Genomic DNA, 17222 nt, shown 5'->3' on the forward strand with positions numbered 1-17222 from the left:
GATCCTTCATCGTTATGAAGGTCTCAACCTGTGAGTGGAGAAACGGTTGCGGTCAGTCGTTCACATTAGTGACGAACTATGTCTACTTAGGCGTCGTCGATCGGACGTTTCGGGAGGAGCGCCGGTACGAAGAAGAGTGTGCAGATCAGTGTGCAGCCCAACGACATCAGAAGCAGACGGCCCATACTCGCAGTGCCCGGATGAGCAGATGTTGCCAGCGATCCAAAGGCCGTTGCTGTCGTCAGGGCAGAAAATAGAACCGCGCGTGCGGTCGGAGAGGTCAACGGCCCCTTGATACCTTCACGCCAGTTCATCACGAAGTAGATATTGAAAGACACGCCAACCCCGAGAAGCAGGGGAAGAGCAATGATGTTGGCGTAGTTCAGTGTTTCTGGAACCGTGACAATCAGGATGACAGTCAGGAGAGCCGAGAGCAGGAGCGGCGCCATAACAAGAGCAGCATCCAGAATGCGGCGCAGCACCACCAGAAGAATGATGCCAATCATGATCAGAGCCGAGATGGCGGCAATCGTGAATGCATGGACGATGGTGTTCGCGCTTTCGGTGATCTCCATGGCCGGCCCACTGATATCCGGATTGACCGAACGCAACTGGGACACAAACTGGTGCATCACGGGCGTCTCGGAAATCTGTCCCTTGGGATGGATCGTCAGGCGCTGGCGACCATCAGGAAGTGCGTAATCCTTCCGAATATCGTCGGGGATATTGTCGATCGTGATGGGCTTCGGCTGAAGCGCCGTGCGGAGCATGGAGAGCTGATCCGGCAAAAAGCGCGTCAGGGCATGGCTGGCATTGACCAGTGTTGCGTCAGGGGCTGTCGAGAGCGTGTTGAGAGCCTGGCGGATTTTTTCCAGCGGCGCGGGGAGCTGATCTTTGACGCTGTCCAGTTTAGTCGCCGCAGCAATGGCAGAGGCCCGAATGGCCGCGGCATCCGGCGCAGGTAATGGGTCCTGAACGGTAATTGTCGGGAGAAGGATGGAAGCCGTGTCCTCGATCATGGCCAGTTTGTCGGTCTGATCATCCGGGACAAGCGCCCCCAGCCACAACACATCATGGACGCTCGACAGCTTGGAGAAAGCCGCCGCGTTCTTCGCCGCATCCTCAACATTCGGCACCAGAAGTTGAGCAAAATACGGGGTGGTAAGGGGGTTATCTTCCAGAAGATGAAGGGCATGCATGCCCTCCGTGTTCGGGTTCTTCGTGTGGAGAGGATCTGCATCAAACTTCAGCAGCGGCATCAGGGCAACGCCCACGACCCCGAGAAGCGCGAACACGCCCACGACCTTTCTGCGCTTGTGACGCAGCACGTGATCAACTGGCGCCATGAACGTGAAGCCGGGCTCACCTTTCCCGAGCTTCGCCCGGAAGAGCGTCAGCAGGGCCGGGAGCAGTGTCATGGTGCACAGGAAGGCAATCAGCATCCCGAAGCCAGCAATCAGGCCTAACTGAGCAACACCGATGAAGCTTGTCGGGGTGAAGGCCAGAAAGCCCGCAGCCGTTGCAAGCGACGCGACCAGAATTTGGGCACCGCTTTCCTGTCCGGTAAGAACAAGGGCGTCATGCAGAGACGGCATGGAGCCATCTTCGTTGCGCTGTCCCCGGAAGCGGACGCTGTACTGAATGGCAAAATCCACTGCAATGCCCACGAACAGGATCGCGAACGCTACCGAGATGAGATTCAGTTCTTTCACGCTAAGCGCAGCAAAGCCGGTCGTCAGCAGAAGGCCTGAAATCAGTGTCAGCAGAATGGGGACAATGACGCGGATCGAATGCACGGCCAGAATCAGCCAGAGTGCGACCAGAACCAGCGAAACGACCAGACCAAGCACCATGCCATGCGCAACGGTCGAGAACTCTTCGTCGTTGAGCTTGACCTCGCCAGTAATGCTGCCGGTGGCCTGACCGGACTTTACGAATTCAAGGCTGTCGATCGCCTTGCGCATCGCCGTTGTGGCGCCCTCTCCGGGTTGAAGGGAGCTATAATCCAGCTTGGGCTTTGTGACGACGAATTCGTAGCGGCTGCCAAGCTCGGCCAGACGACCGACAAGAAGATTCTGCCAGGACAGATCCTGAGGCTGACCAGCCGCGGCCTTGGTCAGAGAGTCCGCAAAGCCGTCCAGAGCGCCGTTGAAGCCGCTGGGAATGCCTTGCCCGGCCTTGATACCGTCCCCAATCAGGCCAAGGGCACCGAACAGGCCGCGGGCTGAAGGATCTGCTGCCAGAGTTCCAAGAAAAGGCTGGGCTGAAACGATGGAATCCAGAAGGGGTTCGAGGTCCTTCTTATCCAGAAACAGGAAGCCGTGACTGTTATAAAACGGATTATCGCCCGGCAGGCTGACCATTTCGAAGTGCTCATGGTCTTTGCTGAGTTCGGCAGCAAGGGCGCGGGCCGTGGCGCGTCCCTGTTCGGGGATGCGGCTGTCGATGATGGCGACGAGCTGATTGTCATCCTGCGGGAAGAGACGGTTCATCTCATCCGTCCGCTGTTTCCAGAGCAGGGTGCTGGCAAACATCTTGCCAGTATCAGTTGTCACACTCAGGCGCATGATACTCAGTGCGACACATCCCGCACAGAGGAGCGCAAACAGAACCACCACCAGTGGCGCACGACGTGCACAGGCGGCATTTAGCCGGCCGATCAGATCCGAAAACATGGGGCCTACCCTTAACAGAACGGGCAGAATTTCCCTACCCCAACCTGACATTTCCGCCATCATGGGGCACAATGGAAGCCATGACGTGGACTCTCGATGGCTTGGCTGAACATGAAAGTGTGATCAAGGGCAGCACTTTCCTTGCGCGCGCGGCCCCTGTTGCAGATGAAGCCGCAGCACTGGCGTTCTTTGCTGAGGTTGCCGTCCCGGACGCGACTCATAATTGCTGGGCCTTCCGGACGGGTCAAAGATACCGTGCCAGCGATGATGGAGAACCCTCCGGAACAGCAGGGCGCCCGATCCTTTCTGCGATTGAGGGGCAGGATTTCGACAATGTGATGGTTGTCGTCACCCGGTGGTTCGGTGGTGTAAAATTGGGGGCCGGTGGGCTCGTCCGGGCATATGGCGGTGCGGCTGCGGCCTGTCTGCGAGAGGCTGCCAAAATCGAGCGGATCGAAACCCTGCCCCTGCGGTTTCATTGCCCATTCTCGGTTTATGCGCAGGTTGAAGCTAAACTGCCGGGGTGGCGGGCAGAAAAGACACTGTGTGACTTTGATGCAGAAGGTGCGTGGTTGACGGTCGCTGTACCTGTTGAAGAGGCAGACATGATCACGGAATACCTGCGAGACCTGACACGTGGCCAGATGGCCATCTCTCGCTCGGATCTATAAACAACTAAATAAAAAAGTTATAAATAAAATCTCTCTTTACATACTGTGTAATATGAGGCTCACTCGTTTTCGTTGCCTCTTCATGTCAAATTGTGGTTCTCGATGCTTCTTTCTGTCGTCTCTTTCCGTCATGAAAGAAGCCTCATTGCCGGAGTGCTTCTGTTGACGGTCAACCTGGGTCATCACGCAGGTGCCCAGACCGTTCCTTTGAAAGCCAGTCCGATTGAGTCCCCTCCGACAGAGGAAGAGTGGATCAAGGTTCCTTCCACCGAGCGACCTATCATCCAGGATTATCCTCATGCCGGCGTGGTCGGCCAGCCACGGCGAATCACTGCCAAGCAGAACCGTGCACCGAATGGTCATCAGGGGCCGTGGGGTGATTTCAACTACGGAAACGGTGAAGCGGCGGGGTTTGGCCCCGTGGGTCGCTACGGCGCAGCGGCTTGGGCGGAGGACTGGAGCTACCTGCGAGACAAAAGCAAGCGCACGGATTTTTTTGATCCGCTCAAATTTATTGCCCTGAACAATAGTCGCACGATCTGGCTGACCTTGTCGGGAGAATCGCGGTTACGAAACTGGTATGAGGAAGCGCCATTTCTGGGGCGCAGTGGAAAGGCTCAGTCGGGCCGTTTCGGAGTTCGGAACCTGATCGGGGCAGACTTGCATCTGGGTGAGCACGTGCGTTTTTTCGGTCAGCTCATCAACGCGGATGCAGGGGGCTGGAAGGGGTTCGGATATGGCTCGACATATCGCAAGAGGCTGGACCTGCAACAGGGCTTTGTTGAGCTGAAGGGCAAGGTTGCGGGCGCCCAGACTGGCTTTATGTTTGGACGACAGCAGTTTCTCGACGCCCCATCCTACGTGCTCTACAATCGTGAAACTCCAAACGTTCCTCTGTCCTGGAATGGTGGCCGGTTTTATGCTCTCTGGCCCCGGATCCGTGTGGACGCATATGATTTCGTTCAGACGAAAACAGACAGTCGTCTCATGTTCCACAATACCGAGGATTACGGGACGCGTCTTTATGGTGGAAACACCACGATGATCGTTCCAGCATTTTCCGTTGGTGGCGAGCGCGTTCATTCGTTTTTGGACCTGTTTTATATCCGGTACAGATACAGCAGCGGCTTGTCTGCGGTGCCGACAGCAGCGCGCGTTCTTAAAGGAACATCCTCTCGGGGCAATCTGGGATTTCGCTGGTATGGAACATCCGCATCCGTCGAATATTCAGTCGGGGCGCTCTATCAGAACGGGACATTTCAATATGCCGGGACGGAGCGAAAAAGCAGCGTTCGCGCCTGGGCCGTCAACACGATCATAGGGTACAGACATACGCCTTCTCCTTTGCATCCCTTTCTGGGTGTGCAGGCTGATGTCTATTCCGGTGGTTCGGATGGTCGAAACGGAACAGTGCGCACGTACATGGCGCCGTTCAATCCACAGACCAATTATCTGGATACGACGACCTATATTTCACCGTCCAATCTGGTCAGCCTGTCTCCCGTTATCAGCATTACCCCATGGAAAGGCTTTGCATCCCTGCGTCTGAAGGCACCGTTTATGTGGCGGGAAAACGCAAACGGGGCGATCTGGAGTTCATCTGGCCCATACACATTCGCTCATGCTTATCGGGGAGGATATGTGGGCGTCGTACCACAGGCATCGTTGACGCTTCAGCTGAACCATCATCTGACCTGGCAGATCTATGGAGCGCGGTTCATGGCATCACAGAGTTTGCGCAAAGCGGGGGCGCAAAGTGGCAGCTATGCGCAGTCCAACGTGACATTCAGGTTCTAGAAAACTATCAGTTCAGGACGGGTTCTGACCTGTCCTCTGGCAGTGGGGGTGGCTCGATCATCACGGGCGGAAGAATGTCTTCCAGACTGGCTTGGATAGCTTTCTCGGAAAAACGCTCTTTCAGCAGCTTCCTTGCGGCCGCTATCTGAGCCTTTGCCGCAGATGGCACCAGAAGAGCAGCTGTTTTTTCCGCAAAATCTTCCGCACTGTCAGCGATGGATTTTGTCCATAGCGGATTGGACGCATCGACCAACCCCTCTGCTGCAATGGGCGTCATGACAATTGGCAGCCCAACAGACCACGCATCCAAAACTTTCCCCTTGATCCCTGCACCATAACGGAGTGGAGCGACACAGAGCGACACGTCAGACAAGGTCTCTTGAAGGTTGGACACGTGCCCCGTCACTTCTATGTCTTTGTCTGCAAGCATGTGAACTGCATGCGGCATGGCGCTGCCGATGAGGCGACAGACAAGATTGGGAATGCGTTTTTTAAGGCGCGGCAAAATATCCAGAATGAGCCATTTTGCAGCGTCCGTGTTGGGGGCATGGGCAAAGTGAGCAACAAACGCAACGATGGGTTTGTTTTGATGTCGACGGGCACGGGTTTTGACGGGAACCGCCCAAGGCACAACATGGATATTGGCTGTAGGAACCATCCGCTCCAGTTGCTTGGCTTCGATCGAAGAATGCGTCAGAACGCTATCGGCCAGCCAGGCACACATGTTTTCCCGCACTTCAATTCGCATTGCTGTGCGCACAAGTTCCGGACGGCTTTCCACAGTGGCCTGACGGCGCAGGCGAAGGGACGCCAGATCCGCAACACTCCAGATCAGTGTGGCTGTTGGGGCAAAGGCGCGGCACAGGGCAGCATAGCTTTCAGCATTATTCAGGCGATGCAGGTAAACTACGTCTAACCCAGGTCCGAGCCGTTTGAGTGCCTCTTCAGGTCCCGTGAAAACCGGGGGCATAAGGCAGTCGATATTCATAACTGCCAGATGCGCCTGATCCTGCTCTGTGGGGGGCAGGCGGGAGGCTATGAAACAGCATCGGTAGCCCAATGCCTGCGTCGCTCGTATGTGAGACAACAAGGCGACCGATCCTGCATCTCTTGTGGGGTCAGGAGCTCTGTCATCTATGAAAAGCGCACAGGGAGCAAAAGAGAGAGCGTCCTCATGGCGGCGGCTGGCTTTTTGAGCGAGAGTGCGAGCCTCGAGACTGGTAATGTTTGACGCGCTCTGGTGTCGAAGCGCATCTGCTGATTTTGTGAGAAAAGACAAGGCGTCACGTCTTGCCTGCGGTGTAATCAGGCCTTGGATCAGGGCGTTGAAATGCTTTTTGAAAGCATCATCCAGGTGATCTGCCCGTGGTAAGAAAACGGGATCTCCGAAACGCTCCTGTCCATGCAGAAGCTGGATAGTATGGTCTTGCAACGGATCAAGCGCAGTGCTGAATACGTATTCGAAGCCGTATCGGCCGGACTGGAAACCAGCGTCCCGTAAATCCCGCCGGAATTGGTTCGCTGGAAAATGTGCGGTGGGAGCGCCATCAATGACCGCGGTCAGCCAGACTGTTCGATCCAGATTCAGGTCATCTCGGACCCAGCCTGCAATACGTAGGCGGTCAGTAATATCTATGGAGCCGACAAGAGCACTGGGCAGAGGCTCAATATAAAAAGGGGAACCGTTCAGGGGGTAGTCATGCTTGCTGTCCCGAATTTCAATAATGCCTCCTTCATGAGGAGGACATTCAGGCCAGGACCAGTCAAACGCGCAATATCCTGCTCTGGCGAAGTCGGTCAGGTCAGTACGGAATATTTCAGCGGTCACCTCATCGAGGAGGCGGCCATTCTGAAAAAACCGCAGGCAGACAGGCTGATCAGGCTCCTCCAGATCTAAAGCCCATCCGGCGATACGATTGCGATTGCAGACATCAATGTAACCTGCCAGAGGGTGCGGCACGGTAGCGAATTATCCTCGGAGTATCAGGCGGCTTTAAGGGGTAAAAAATTCCGTGCGTATTGCTTCAGGCGATCGTGAATACGTGCGAGTTCCGGCCCGTCTTCCAGCCTGGGGGCACAATAGCGTGGAGGCTGTTTGGAAGTCTGCGGGTATAGATCATCGTATTCGCTAGCGTTGTGGAACATCCCGCGTGAGTTATCGTCCAGAAAGCTTTCTGATGGTGCTCCCTCTGCGAGCAAGACGTCATGGCTTTCAAGCTCGATATGGATGTAGCGGATCTCTGAGGGTTTCTCGATCTGAAGAATAGAAAGGTCGTTGACCAGATGAAGAGCCGGAATGAGGCGTCCGTCGATGAGCATCGCGTGCAGCGGGGAAACCATTAGATCCCGACGTGGCAGTCCGTCGCCAAGAGAACCCGCACGAAACAGAATAGGCAGGATATCCCGGTTTCCATAGGCAAAAATCGGATCATAGGCCCGCCGTCCGATCCAGCGGATTGGATGATGCTTTCCCGAGGCAGTGAGAACGATGTCGCCAATAGAAAGCTGTTCGACAGGCCGCTCTCCCTGTGGTGTCGCGATCAGGGTTCCGGGGCAATAGCAGGGCGTGCCGACAACCAGATCCAGTCCGTTTCCCGAAGGTGCAGTCTGGAAATAATAAGGAGAGGAAAAATCGTCTGCCACCCCAATGCTGTGCAGAACCTGGCCGCCAGACATGATTTCCAGAGTAGAACCACTGGAGGGGCTGATGCTTCCGCCATTATGGACCAAAACGCCACTGACTGTAGATGCTGTATTTCCCAGGTCGGTAAAGCTGATTGTCGTCTGAGCGTTATTCTTGAAAATTCCCGTTAGATTAGCGTTGTGATCCAGAATGATCGTTCCGCCATTGCCTGTAACGTTTGTAGCATTTTGGTCTGCACTGACGGATAGGACGCCCTTAACGCCTACCGTGACGTCCGAGAGCGTGCCGGATTTCTGAAGAACTGCGCCGCTTCCTATAGTGATATGGTCAGCGCTTCCTCCAGACAGGATCAGGGTTCCGCTTGCTGGTTGCTGACTGGAACTTGTTATACCTACCGTTGCTGTGTGAAGTGTTCCACCATCGGAGACGATCTGTGTTGCTGCATACTGAGCATACTGAATCGTCATAAGGCCCCCGGAGGTCAGCCAGCCGCCACTAATATTGACGTTGTAGGAGATACCCCCGTTTTCGATAATGGACGTCGCTAATGGGCCAAGCGTTGTATTACTGGCGAATGCTCCAGATTGAATGGTTTGGGTGGACGATTCAAAAACGAAGTGCTCCTGGCTGACTATGGCCCCGCCACCTGGAAAACTTGTCCCGGAGATTATAGTGTTGAGTGCACCTGCAGAATTTTCGATAATCTGCGAGCCGGGAACGCCCGTATAGTGAGGGATCGCTGACCAGTCTGGAGATACGGGTGTGGAACTTGCTACGATTTTCGCGCCATCTACGACAGTCCCGCTTGTGACGACCTGTGATGTAGTGGAAGTCGAGCCTCCCGACACAATCGTGTATGTTTGTCCTGTCTGGGGGGATGTATAAGTGGACGAAGTTGCCATGAACGATGTCACCCGAAAAATGTAGAGAATCCATGGCAATATCCGTTCCTGTTTCAGGATATGGTATTTGCAGAATTCTTACTTGTATTTCTGATTCCCCCCTCGATTGGAGGGATGAAAGGAATGTAATAATTTAATACGGGTTTTTTGAATGGGAGTGTCGGTAATAATTCGTTAATTTAACTGCTTTTTAGCAATTAAATGATGAATTTTTTCATGGATGAAGGCTTTTTACTTCAGCTTTCGGAAGGGCTGAATAATTCTACCAAATCCGTGAGATGCCCGATTTCCCGTAGCTTGAGACCGGCTGGCGGTTTGACCCGTGCCGAGGCAGAAGATACTCGCCTTGGGAGAATGGCTTCTCCAAATCCCAGTTTTGCAACTTCCTTGAGTCTCAGATCAGCCTGACTGACCTGCCTGATCTCACCTGAGAGACCGACCTCGCCGAAATACGCGGCTGTTGAAGATGTTGGGTGGCCTGTCGCTGCGGAGATCAGGGCTGCGGCAACGGCCATGTCTGCGGCAGGCTCATTGACTCTTAACCCACCAGCCACGTTCAGATGGACGTCCATATTGGCGAGTTTCAAACCGCATCTCGCATCCAGCACGGCCAGCAGCATGTTCAGGCGAGAGGTATCCCATCCGACAACGGCGCGACGTGGTGCCCCGTCGCCAGCTTTTGGGGATAGCAGGGCCTGAACTTCCAGAAGAACGGGGCGTGTGCCTTCAAGGCCGGCAAACACAGCCGATCCAGCAATGTTGCCGCGTCTCTCGGCGAGGAACAGGGCGGAAGGATTAGGTACCTCCGTCAGCCCCGTATCAGTCATGGCAAAGACGCCGATTTCATCGGTTGCGCCAAAGCGGTTTTTGGCCGCACGCAGGATGCGGAACTGATGACCGCGATCACCTTCAAAATACATGACAGCATCAACCATGTGTTCCAGCACACGTGGCCCTGCCAGAGACCCTTCCTTCGTGACGTGACCGATCAGAATCAGGGCAAAGCCAAGCGTTTTGGCGAGACGGATGAGTTCAAAAGCACTCGCCCGGACCTGCGCTACGGACCCTGGAGAGCTTTCCACGCTTTCCAGCCACATGGTCTGAATGGAATCAATGACCACGACAGTATGGGACCGATCGTTTTCCAGCGATCCCACGATGTCCCCAACATTGATGGAGGCAGCCAGATCCAAGGAATCCAGTGTCTTGCTGTCCCGGTCCAGCTCCAGTCTCTGCGCGCGAATGCGGATCTGATCGACGGATTCTTCGCCCGAGACATACAGAACCTTGTGACCACTCCGAGCCAGCGCACAGGTTGTCTGGAGCATTAGGGTAGATTTACCGATACCCGGATCACCGCCAACCAGAACAACGGATGCAGGCACAAGACCGCCGCCAAGAACGCGGTCCAGCTCTGCAATGCTTGTCGTGATGCGTGGGGGCGGCTTGGCCTCGCCATCAAGGCGAACGGTCTGAAGACGTCCGCTGCTCAGCTTGCCCGTTTTGCGGGCTGTGGGTTCAGACGCTTCCTCAACCAGCGTGTTCCATTCCCCGCACGCTTCGCATTTGCCCACCCATTTGGAATAGACAGCCCCACAGGACTGGCAGACAAAGCGCGCGGTTGGTTTCTTGGCCAAGGGAATCTCTCTTCACATGGACTCTGGGTGCTCCCGATATAGGGAGTGTTCCCGTTATGATCCAGTCAGAGAAGGTACTAGTCGTCTGTCCGGATGATGATGCGGGCCATGATGCGCGCAGCCGTGACGATCAGAAGCAGGATGAGCGCCTGAATAAGGATATTCTGGCTTTTGGGCGGGTGCATAAACAGAATGAACACCATCGGCAGCGCGATGAGATATGTCAGACCAAGACGCTGCCAAACTCTGCGAGATATGGGAGGGCGTCGGAACGGCTTCATTTGCGAAGTTCCATGGTGATCGGACCTTCCCGGCGTCCATGCGTGAACTGGTCCACCATTGCATTGCCTGAGTGCATCAGGTCTGCGGCCAGCCCCTGCCAGACCAGTTTACCCTGGTAAAGCATGGCAGCCTGATTGCCGATCCGCTGCGCTGAAGCCATGTCATGCGTGATGGCGATCGCCGTTGAGCCCAGCTTCTGAACACAATCCACGATAAGTCCGTCAATGACGGCCCCCATGATGGGATCAAGGCCTGTAGTCGGTTCATCGAAGAACAGGATGTTGGGCTGTCCGGCAATGGCGCGAGCCAGCCCGACGCGCTTTTGCATGCCGCCCGACAGTTCAGAAGGGCTGAGCTGCCCAACGGAGGGGTCCAATCCAACCTGCTGGAGGATTCCGCCTGCCAGTTCACGCGCCTTGGATCGGGACGGAACTGGGCCGTCACGGTCTGAGTGCTTGGCCCGAAGCCCGAATGCAATGTTGTCCGCAACGTCCATGCTGTCGAACAGGGCGGCGTTCTGGAACAGCATGCCAATCTGTCGCCGCAGGACTTCCTGCCGCCCGCGTGGGGCAGTGAGAACGTTCTCGCCGTCAATTTCGATAGTGCCAGCATCGGGCTCGATCAGGCCAAGGATACACCGCAAAAGAACAGATTTTCCTGAGCCGGAGCCGCCAATGATGACCATGGAGGTGCCGGTCTCGACATCAAGGTCGATCCCGTCGAGCACGACCTTGGAGCCGAACGCCTTCGAAAGGCCGCGGATGCAGATTTTGGGTGTGCTCATTGGGAGAAGAACAGATCTGTGAGGAGGTAATCAAACAGCAGAAGCAGAATGGAGGCGCCCACGACGGCCGCTGTGGTGGCTGAACCCACACCTTCCGCACCGCCGCGGCTGTTATAACCGTGGTAGCAACCCAGAAGAGCAATGAGGAAGCCGAAAGCCGCTGCTTTAACCAAGCCGACCACTACGTCCATGGTCTTCAGCGAATCCAGCGTGGCCGTGATGTAGGTGGATGGTGAAAAACCTAGTTTTGCGACCGATACGGTGAAACCGCCAAGAACACCCAGAACGTCCGCCACGATGACGAGACAGGGCAGGGCGATGGTTCCCGCCAGAAGACGTGGCGTCACCAGATATTTCATCGGGTTAGTCGATAGTGTCGTCAGGGCATCGATCTGATCGGTGACGCGCATGGTGCCGATCTGGGCAGACATTGCAGCACCGACACGCCCGGCAACCATCAGTCCTGCCAGAACCGGCCCCAGTTCGCGGGTGACAGCCAGAACCACAATCCCGGCGATGGCGCTCTGGACGTGATACTGCCCGAACCCGACATAGGACTGCAAAGCGATGACGGCTCCGGAGAACAGGGCTGTCAGGGCCACAACCGGAAGGGAGAAGAACCCCGTTTCGATCAGCGTGGACAGGAAGATGCGCCAGTAGAACGGTGGCCGCACGAGATGCGACAGCCCTTCCAGCGCAAACATGGCGAGAGCACCCGACTGGCGGACGAGTCCGAGGACGGCACGGCCAAGGGCCGCTATGGGATCAAGAACGGCATTCACCCTTCAGCCCCTACCCTGCGCGCCCGGCTACGTCAAAGTCTGTCTTGCTCAGGCGGAGCGTTCCAGGTCCCGGAACTGGCGCTCCAGCGCAAAATCCGGGGAGGTTACGAACTGTTCCATGCGGGCCAACCTGGGTTCCATACGGGCTAGGCGGTCGTTCAGGCGCACCAGATTATGGTTTGAACTGAAAGATGTCGTCTCCGGGGCTTGGCGTTGCTTATGACGCGCGCTCTGATCCCGGGCTGTGTGAATAACCTCTTCATACAGATCGACAGCACGGCGTGTGTAATAGACATGTGGCGCATCGCCTGAGGATGATTGTCCTCCCGTGCGACGGTCAGCCATTCGTGTTTCCCAATTTCGTGTGAAAGCAGAAAGGCCTTCAGCAATATCGGTCCAGAGAGCACCAAAAAAGGATTGCCCAGTCCGTTTGCGATAACGCTTGGCGTGACGCAGGACTAGCCAGACGCAGACCACGATCAGAACAAGACGAAGGCCGCCCAGATGGTGGCCGTTGCTATGTTTGCCGAAAGAGCCAAGAGCCTCCCAGCCTTGCTGCGTGCCGGAATCGAAATTCACGGACTGACCGAGGCTGGCCAGAATGTCTTTTGCGATGGCCTGCCCGTCCACTGGCGCGGCTGCGCCGACGTGAACTCCCGGGCTGGTCGTGTGAACCGTCAGGTCTCCGGAGCCATAATGACCGCGGGATAATGTTCCTGAAACACTATCGACCAGAACGTTCCCAGAGCCATAAAGTGACAGGCTGGCTGAGATGGCACTGACATGTGCTGTAATATCGGACGAACCGAGATCCCGAATGGAGAGGTTCTCTACTGAGCCACTCCTGAGCAGCATGTTTCCTGATGATGTCGCGGACAGCTCAACACGAGGTGCTGTTACCAGCCCGACAAGCAGGTCTCCGCTTGAGAAATTGAGAACGTGTACATCGCCTGTCACCGTAGCAATGGAAACATTGCCGGATCCGGTCATCCGCAGATCCACACCCGTTGCGCTGTTGACGCGTACGTCACCGCTTCCGGACAAGCCGCTGAGATGGCCGGATGGCCCTGTGACAGTGATGTCGGTCTTGTTGCCGCGGAGATGGATATTCGTCCCGGCTGGAACCTGAATTGTCGAGCTGGCTTCGGTGCTGCAGGACGGGTCACTCAGAGCAAGTTTGAGTGTCTTGTCCTCGGCGGCTGTCAGGTTGCCATTGCCCTGAAGAACCTTCGCTGTATCACCCTCAACAATATGAAGGTCTGTCAGGCAGGTCGGTGCCAGTTCCAGCGTAGCTCCCGTGACGGAGCTTACACGTTCTGGACTTGCAAACGCTGGGGGCGCCGGGGGAGCAGGAATGGCAGGGGCTGCGTCCTGAGAGAGGGCCGGGCTGATCGTTCCTGTAGCAAGCAGGAGGCCGAGGATGCTCCCTGCAAAACGTACCAGATCGTGGGATATCTTCATCATCAGCCTCCCTGTTTTGGTGTATCGCCTTGAGGCGGCATGACCGGAGCTGTTGGCGTCGAAGGAGCAGGCGGCGGTGCCACAGTGTCCGGAAGGGGAGTCTGTGGCAGCTTCTGAGGAGCTTCCGACGGCGCCGTGGGGGCACTGACTGAGGGTGTCTGCTGCGTCGGGGTGGGAGTACTTGGTGCGACGGCAGCCGGGGGTGGTGCGGCGACAACGGGAGGTTGAACGGCTTCCTGTTCCTGCTCGGCCGGTTTCTGAGGCAATGGTGCCGGTGTTGGTGCTGCAGATGTTGATGGAGCTGGAACGGAAGGCTGGCTGATCTGCGGAGATGTTTCTGTTGAGGCTGGCGGCTGAGGAGCCGGTACCGAAGCTTTGGGAACGGGCGGAGGAGCGACTGGCAGCGTCGCCGTAACTGGTGGTGCGGCCGGTGTCACGACAGTCGGCGGCGGAGCAACTGCCGCCGGTGTTCCGACATTTACCGCGCCACTGCCAGACCGAACGATCGGGCCGGAGACGCGCTCAATATTGACGGCGCCTGTGCCGTTGGCTGTCACCGTCGCAACGGAAGCGTTGCCATGAACGGTGGCGGTCGCATTGTCTGACGTCACGATCGTCAGGGCTTCGATACTACCCTGTGAAACCATGAAAGAGGCATCGTTCGACAGTTGTGCAGATAGAGCGGTCAGCTGTGCAGAGTCGGCAATCAGCGTTGATGTGCCGGAAGCCACGATCTGGGCCGCCCGTTCGAGAGAGCCGATATGCACACTGGAGGCACCATGCATGCTCAGATCAAGGGACTGCGTATTCTCGATATCCATCGTCGCGGAGTCGAGGCTGGCATCAAGAGACGCCAGTTTTCCTTTGATGATGAAATGCGTGTCATGGCTGTCATGGATTGAGACGCCGGTATAAGGCGACACACTGATCGTGACCTTACCATTGGGCGCGCAACTTTTCGTGGCGATGGAGATGCGGCTGTCCGACTCTTCCTTGCCGCTGCGCATCGTCACCTGCGTTGCATTGCTGCTGTCTAAAGTAGCGCCGTCTTTCATGCCTGGGTCTACGACGATCCGCACCTGACCTGTGCAGGGAATCGCCATATCCAGATCAGATCCGGACATGGTGACGCGCGCGGCCTGAGCCGGGTAGGCAGAAACTGCCCCTGTCAGCATGGACAGCAGCAGCATGCGCAGGGCGGTGCGGGATGTCATCGTGAACTCCTAGCTCTCCAGCCCGGGATATCCTCGTCGAGGATGCGTTCGAGCTGGTCGATCCTTTCTTCCAGACGCGTAGCATGGGCCTCGGCCTGTGTCAGGGCAGCCTGCAGATGTGGGTCTGCGATGCCTTGATTGGGAAGGTTGCCCGTCCGGGCACGCAACAGGCGCGGGCCTAGGACGAGTGCCGGGATAAAGCCAAAAAGCAGGACAAGAGCGACGATATCCTCATTCATGACTCAGACTTTCTTGCAGCAGTCATCAGGCTTCGCGCTTCTTTTCTGCAATCCGGCGTTTCAGAGTCTCGAACTCATCTTCTACAGCCGCATCCGTCTCCAGAGCGGCCAACTCTTCGTGCAGGGAGGGGCGACCAGACCGACGTCCCAGATCATAGGCTTCGGCTTTGCCTTCCAGCTCATCCAGAGCGCGCTCGACCTGTTCGAAACGGTTCAGCGTGTCGTCAATGCGGGTATCGTAGAGCTTTTCACGCGTCTTGAGGCGGCCTTCTGCCGTGCGGGCACGCATGGTCAGGGTTTTCTCACGGGATTTCGCATCCGCTAGTTTGGCCTGAAGCTTGGTGATGTCGTCGTTCTGCTGCTCAAGACCTTCCGTGACCTGTGCAATCTGCCGTTCAAGCCCTTCGCGAGACTGTTCGACCGTGTGACGTGCTGAGAGCGCCGCCTTGGCCAAATCGTCCCGGTTACGTTCGATGGCCAGTGTGGCCTTGCGGTGCCATTCGTCTTCTTCGTGCATCATGGTGCGCACGCGGCGTTCAAGCTGCTTGCGCTCGGCGATGGTGCGGACGGCCTGACTGCGCACTTCAACCAGCGTGTCTTCCATCTCCTGAATGACAAGGCGGATCATCTTCTGCGGGTCTTCTGCCGTGGCGAGAATCGCATTGAGATTGGAGTTCACGATGTCGGCGAGCCGAGAAAAAATACCCATGACGCTTTCCTTCCTGAGAACTGGATTAGAGCACAATGACCTGTCTTGTCAGCGGGCTCGTTTTGGGGATGTTATGGTTGTGACAATCTGAAGTGGCGAACGAGGCTCAGAAATGGCGAGATCCACCCAAGCGGACGAGGTTCCGACACCCATCGGGCGGGCTCCGGCATTTCTGGCGATGCTGGACCAGATCTCCCGTCTTGCTCCTCTGAAGCGCCCCGTTCTGGTGATCGGAGAGCGCGGGACGGGCAAGGAGCTGGTCGCGGCGAGGCTTGCGTTGCTGTCGGACCGCTGGGACGCACCTTTGGTCAAGCTGAACTGCGCGGCCCTTCCGGAGGCGCTGTTGGACAGCGAGCTGTTCGGACATGAAGCTGGGGCTTTCACCGGCGCTCAGAAGCGCCGCCTGTCGCGGTTTGAGCGCGCAGATGGCGGAACGCTGTTTCTGGATGAAATCGGCACAGCTTCTCTGGCGGTTCAGGAAAAGCTGCTCCGCGTTATCGAGTACGGCAGTTTTGAGCGTGTTGGCGGCAGTGAGACAATTCGCGTGGATGTGCGTTTGATTGGTGCCACCAACGCTGATCTTCCGGCCATGGCGCGGGAGGGAACATTCCGCCCGGACCTGCTCGACCGACTGGCATTCGATGTGGTCAATATCCCGCCTCTGCGAGCCCGGCAGGACGATATTCCCCTGCTGGCCGACCATTTTGCGACGCGGATGAGCGCAGAGCTTGGCCGAAAGCTTTTCGCGGGGTTTTCTCAGAAAGCTTTGCAGCGGCTGATTGACTACGCTTGGCCCGGCAACGTCCGTGAGCTTCGGAATGTGGTGGAGCGCAGCGTGTATCGTATGGATCAGCCTGAGCGCCGGCTGGATGAGATTGTGCTTGATCCGTTCGTCACGCCTGACTGGAGCAGCGTTATGGCTCCAGCCTCGACCAGGGAAGGTCATGTTCAAGGAGACGTTCCCCAAACCTTCCCGCTGGATTTTGCTGAGACAGTTAAAGGTCATGAACGTGCGTTGCTGGAAGCGGCCCTCAAGGAGGCGCAGTTCAGCCAGCGGCAGGCCGCAGATCTTCTGGGGCTGACTTATTATCAGTTCCGCCACCACCTGCGGCTGCACGGTCTGGCCGACAAGGAAGCGCGGAAGGCCCTGACCAAAAAAGGATGAACGCAGTTTCATACCTGGGTTCATGCATGAAGTGTGCCAGATTTTGTGGTGTAGGGATTTTCAGGAATGATGCCGTTTGGAGGGTGAGTCATTTGCGGGAAATTTGACCATTAATTGGTAAATCAGGCCAAAAACTCTAACGCGCTTCAATCGATGAGAAATGCTCAATTAAACCATTTAATATGGTTATACAAAATAAAATAGTTGAATAATAGGTGAAGCGCGCCTATGTCTCCTTCACGTCGTGATTCTGGCGCGTG

14 protein-coding genes are annotated in these 17222 nt (G+C 56.4%); 3 read left to right on the forward strand and 11 right to left on the reverse strand.

The annotated features are described in order from the left end of the window. Positions 1 to 86: 86 nt before the first annotated feature. Positions 87 to 2675, reverse strand: a complete 2589-nt coding sequence (locus ABF979_RS02710) for an MMPL family transporter (protein WP_415557615.1) — start codon at positions 2673 to 2675, stop codon at positions 87 to 89. Positions 2676 to 2746: 71 nt separating this feature from the next. Between ABF979_RS02710 and ABF979_RS02715 the strand changes: the two genes are divergently transcribed. Next, on the forward strand, positions 2747 to 3346 hold the full coding sequence (locus ABF979_RS02715; RefSeq protein WP_415557616.1) for an IMPACT family protein: 600 nt from the start codon (positions 2747 to 2749) through the stop codon (positions 3344 to 3346). 153 nt (positions 3347 to 3499) lie between these two features. Further along, positions 3500 to 5143 (forward strand): alginate export family protein, encoded by a 1644-nt coding sequence (locus ABF979_RS02720; RefSeq protein ID WP_415557617.1) that lies wholly within the window; start codon positions 3500 to 3502, stop codon positions 5141 to 5143. Between the two features lie 7 nt (positions 5144 to 5150). Here the strand turns inward: ABF979_RS02720 and ABF979_RS02725 are convergent, their stop codons facing one another. The 10 genes from ABF979_RS02725 to pspA all read right to left on the reverse strand — a co-directional run bounded on the left by ABF979_RS02725 (position 5151) and on the right by pspA (position 15797). Then, on the reverse strand, positions 5151 to 7103 hold the full coding sequence (locus tag ABF979_RS02725; RefSeq protein WP_415557618.1) for a glycosyltransferase family 4 protein: 1953 nt from the start codon (positions 7101 to 7103) through the stop codon (positions 5151 to 5153). Positions 7104 to 7126: 23 nt separating this feature from the next. After that, positions 7127 to 8689, reverse strand: a complete 1563-nt coding sequence (locus tag ABF979_RS02730) for a Hint domain-containing protein (RefSeq protein WP_415557619.1) — start codon at positions 8687 to 8689, stop codon at positions 7127 to 7129. A 236-nt stretch (positions 8690 to 8925) separates the two neighbouring features. Further along, the gene (gene radA, locus ABF979_RS02735) at positions 8926 to 10326 is read right to left on the reverse strand and encodes a DNA repair protein RadA (RefSeq protein WP_415557620.1); all 1401 of its coding nucleotides are present in this window, start codon (positions 10324 to 10326) and stop codon (positions 8926 to 8928) included. 77 nt (positions 10327 to 10403) lie between these two features. Then, positions 10404 to 10607, reverse strand: a complete 204-nt coding sequence (locus tag ABF979_RS02740) for a hypothetical protein (RefSeq protein WP_046900488.1) — start codon at positions 10605 to 10607, stop codon at positions 10404 to 10406. After that, positions 10604 to 11392: an ABC transporter ATP-binding protein gene (locus tag ABF979_RS02745; RefSeq protein WP_215768591.1), complete on the reverse strand. Its 789-nt coding sequence runs from the start codon at positions 11390 to 11392 to the stop codon at positions 10604 to 10606. The genes ABF979_RS02740 and ABF979_RS02745 overlap by 4 nt, the downstream gene beginning before the upstream one ends. Next, positions 11389 to 12174 (reverse strand): MlaE family ABC transporter permease, encoded by a 786-nt coding sequence (locus tag ABF979_RS02750; RefSeq protein WP_046900490.1) that lies wholly within the window; start codon positions 12172 to 12174, stop codon positions 11389 to 11391. Before ABF979_RS02750 ends, ABF979_RS02745 begins: the two co-directional genes overlap by 4 nt. A 48-nt stretch (positions 12175 to 12222) precedes the next feature. Beyond that, the gene (locus ABF979_RS02755; RefSeq protein ID WP_252348555.1) at positions 12223 to 13638 is read right to left on the reverse strand and encodes a GIN domain-containing protein; all 1416 of its coding nucleotides are present in this window, start codon (positions 13636 to 13638) and stop codon (positions 12223 to 12225) included. After that, positions 13638 to 14849, reverse strand: coding sequence for a hypothetical protein (locus ABF979_RS02760; protein WP_415557621.1), 1212 nt, complete (start codon positions 14847 to 14849; stop codon positions 13638 to 13640). Before ABF979_RS02760 ends, ABF979_RS02755 begins: the two co-directional genes overlap by 1 nt. Then, positions 14846 to 15088 (reverse strand): envelope stress response membrane protein PspB, encoded by a 243-nt coding sequence (gene pspB / locus ABF979_RS02765; protein WP_143412284.1) that lies wholly within the window; start codon positions 15086 to 15088, stop codon positions 14846 to 14848. The genes ABF979_RS02760 and pspB overlap by 4 nt, the downstream gene beginning before the upstream one ends. Positions 15089 to 15113: 25 nt before the next feature. Further along, complete coding sequence (gene pspA / locus ABF979_RS02770) at positions 15114 to 15797, reverse strand: phage shock protein PspA (RefSeq protein ID WP_046900493.1); 684 nt, start codon at positions 15795 to 15797, stop codon at positions 15114 to 15116. Positions 15798 to 15909: 112 nt separating this feature from the next. Here pspA and pspF point away from each other — a divergent pair, with 112 nt between their 5' ends. Continuing rightward, entirely contained in the window at positions 15910 to 16962 is a 1053-nt protein-coding gene (pspF, locus tag ABF979_RS02775; protein ID WP_415557622.1) for a phage shock protein operon transcriptional activator, read from the forward strand. Positions 16963 to 17222: the final 260 nt, after the last annotated feature.

The organism is Gluconobacter sp. (assembly GCF_047723935.1).
In the GTDB taxonomy this organism is placed as follows: Bacteria; Pseudomonadota; Alphaproteobacteria; order Acetobacterales; family Acetobacteraceae; genus Gluconobacter.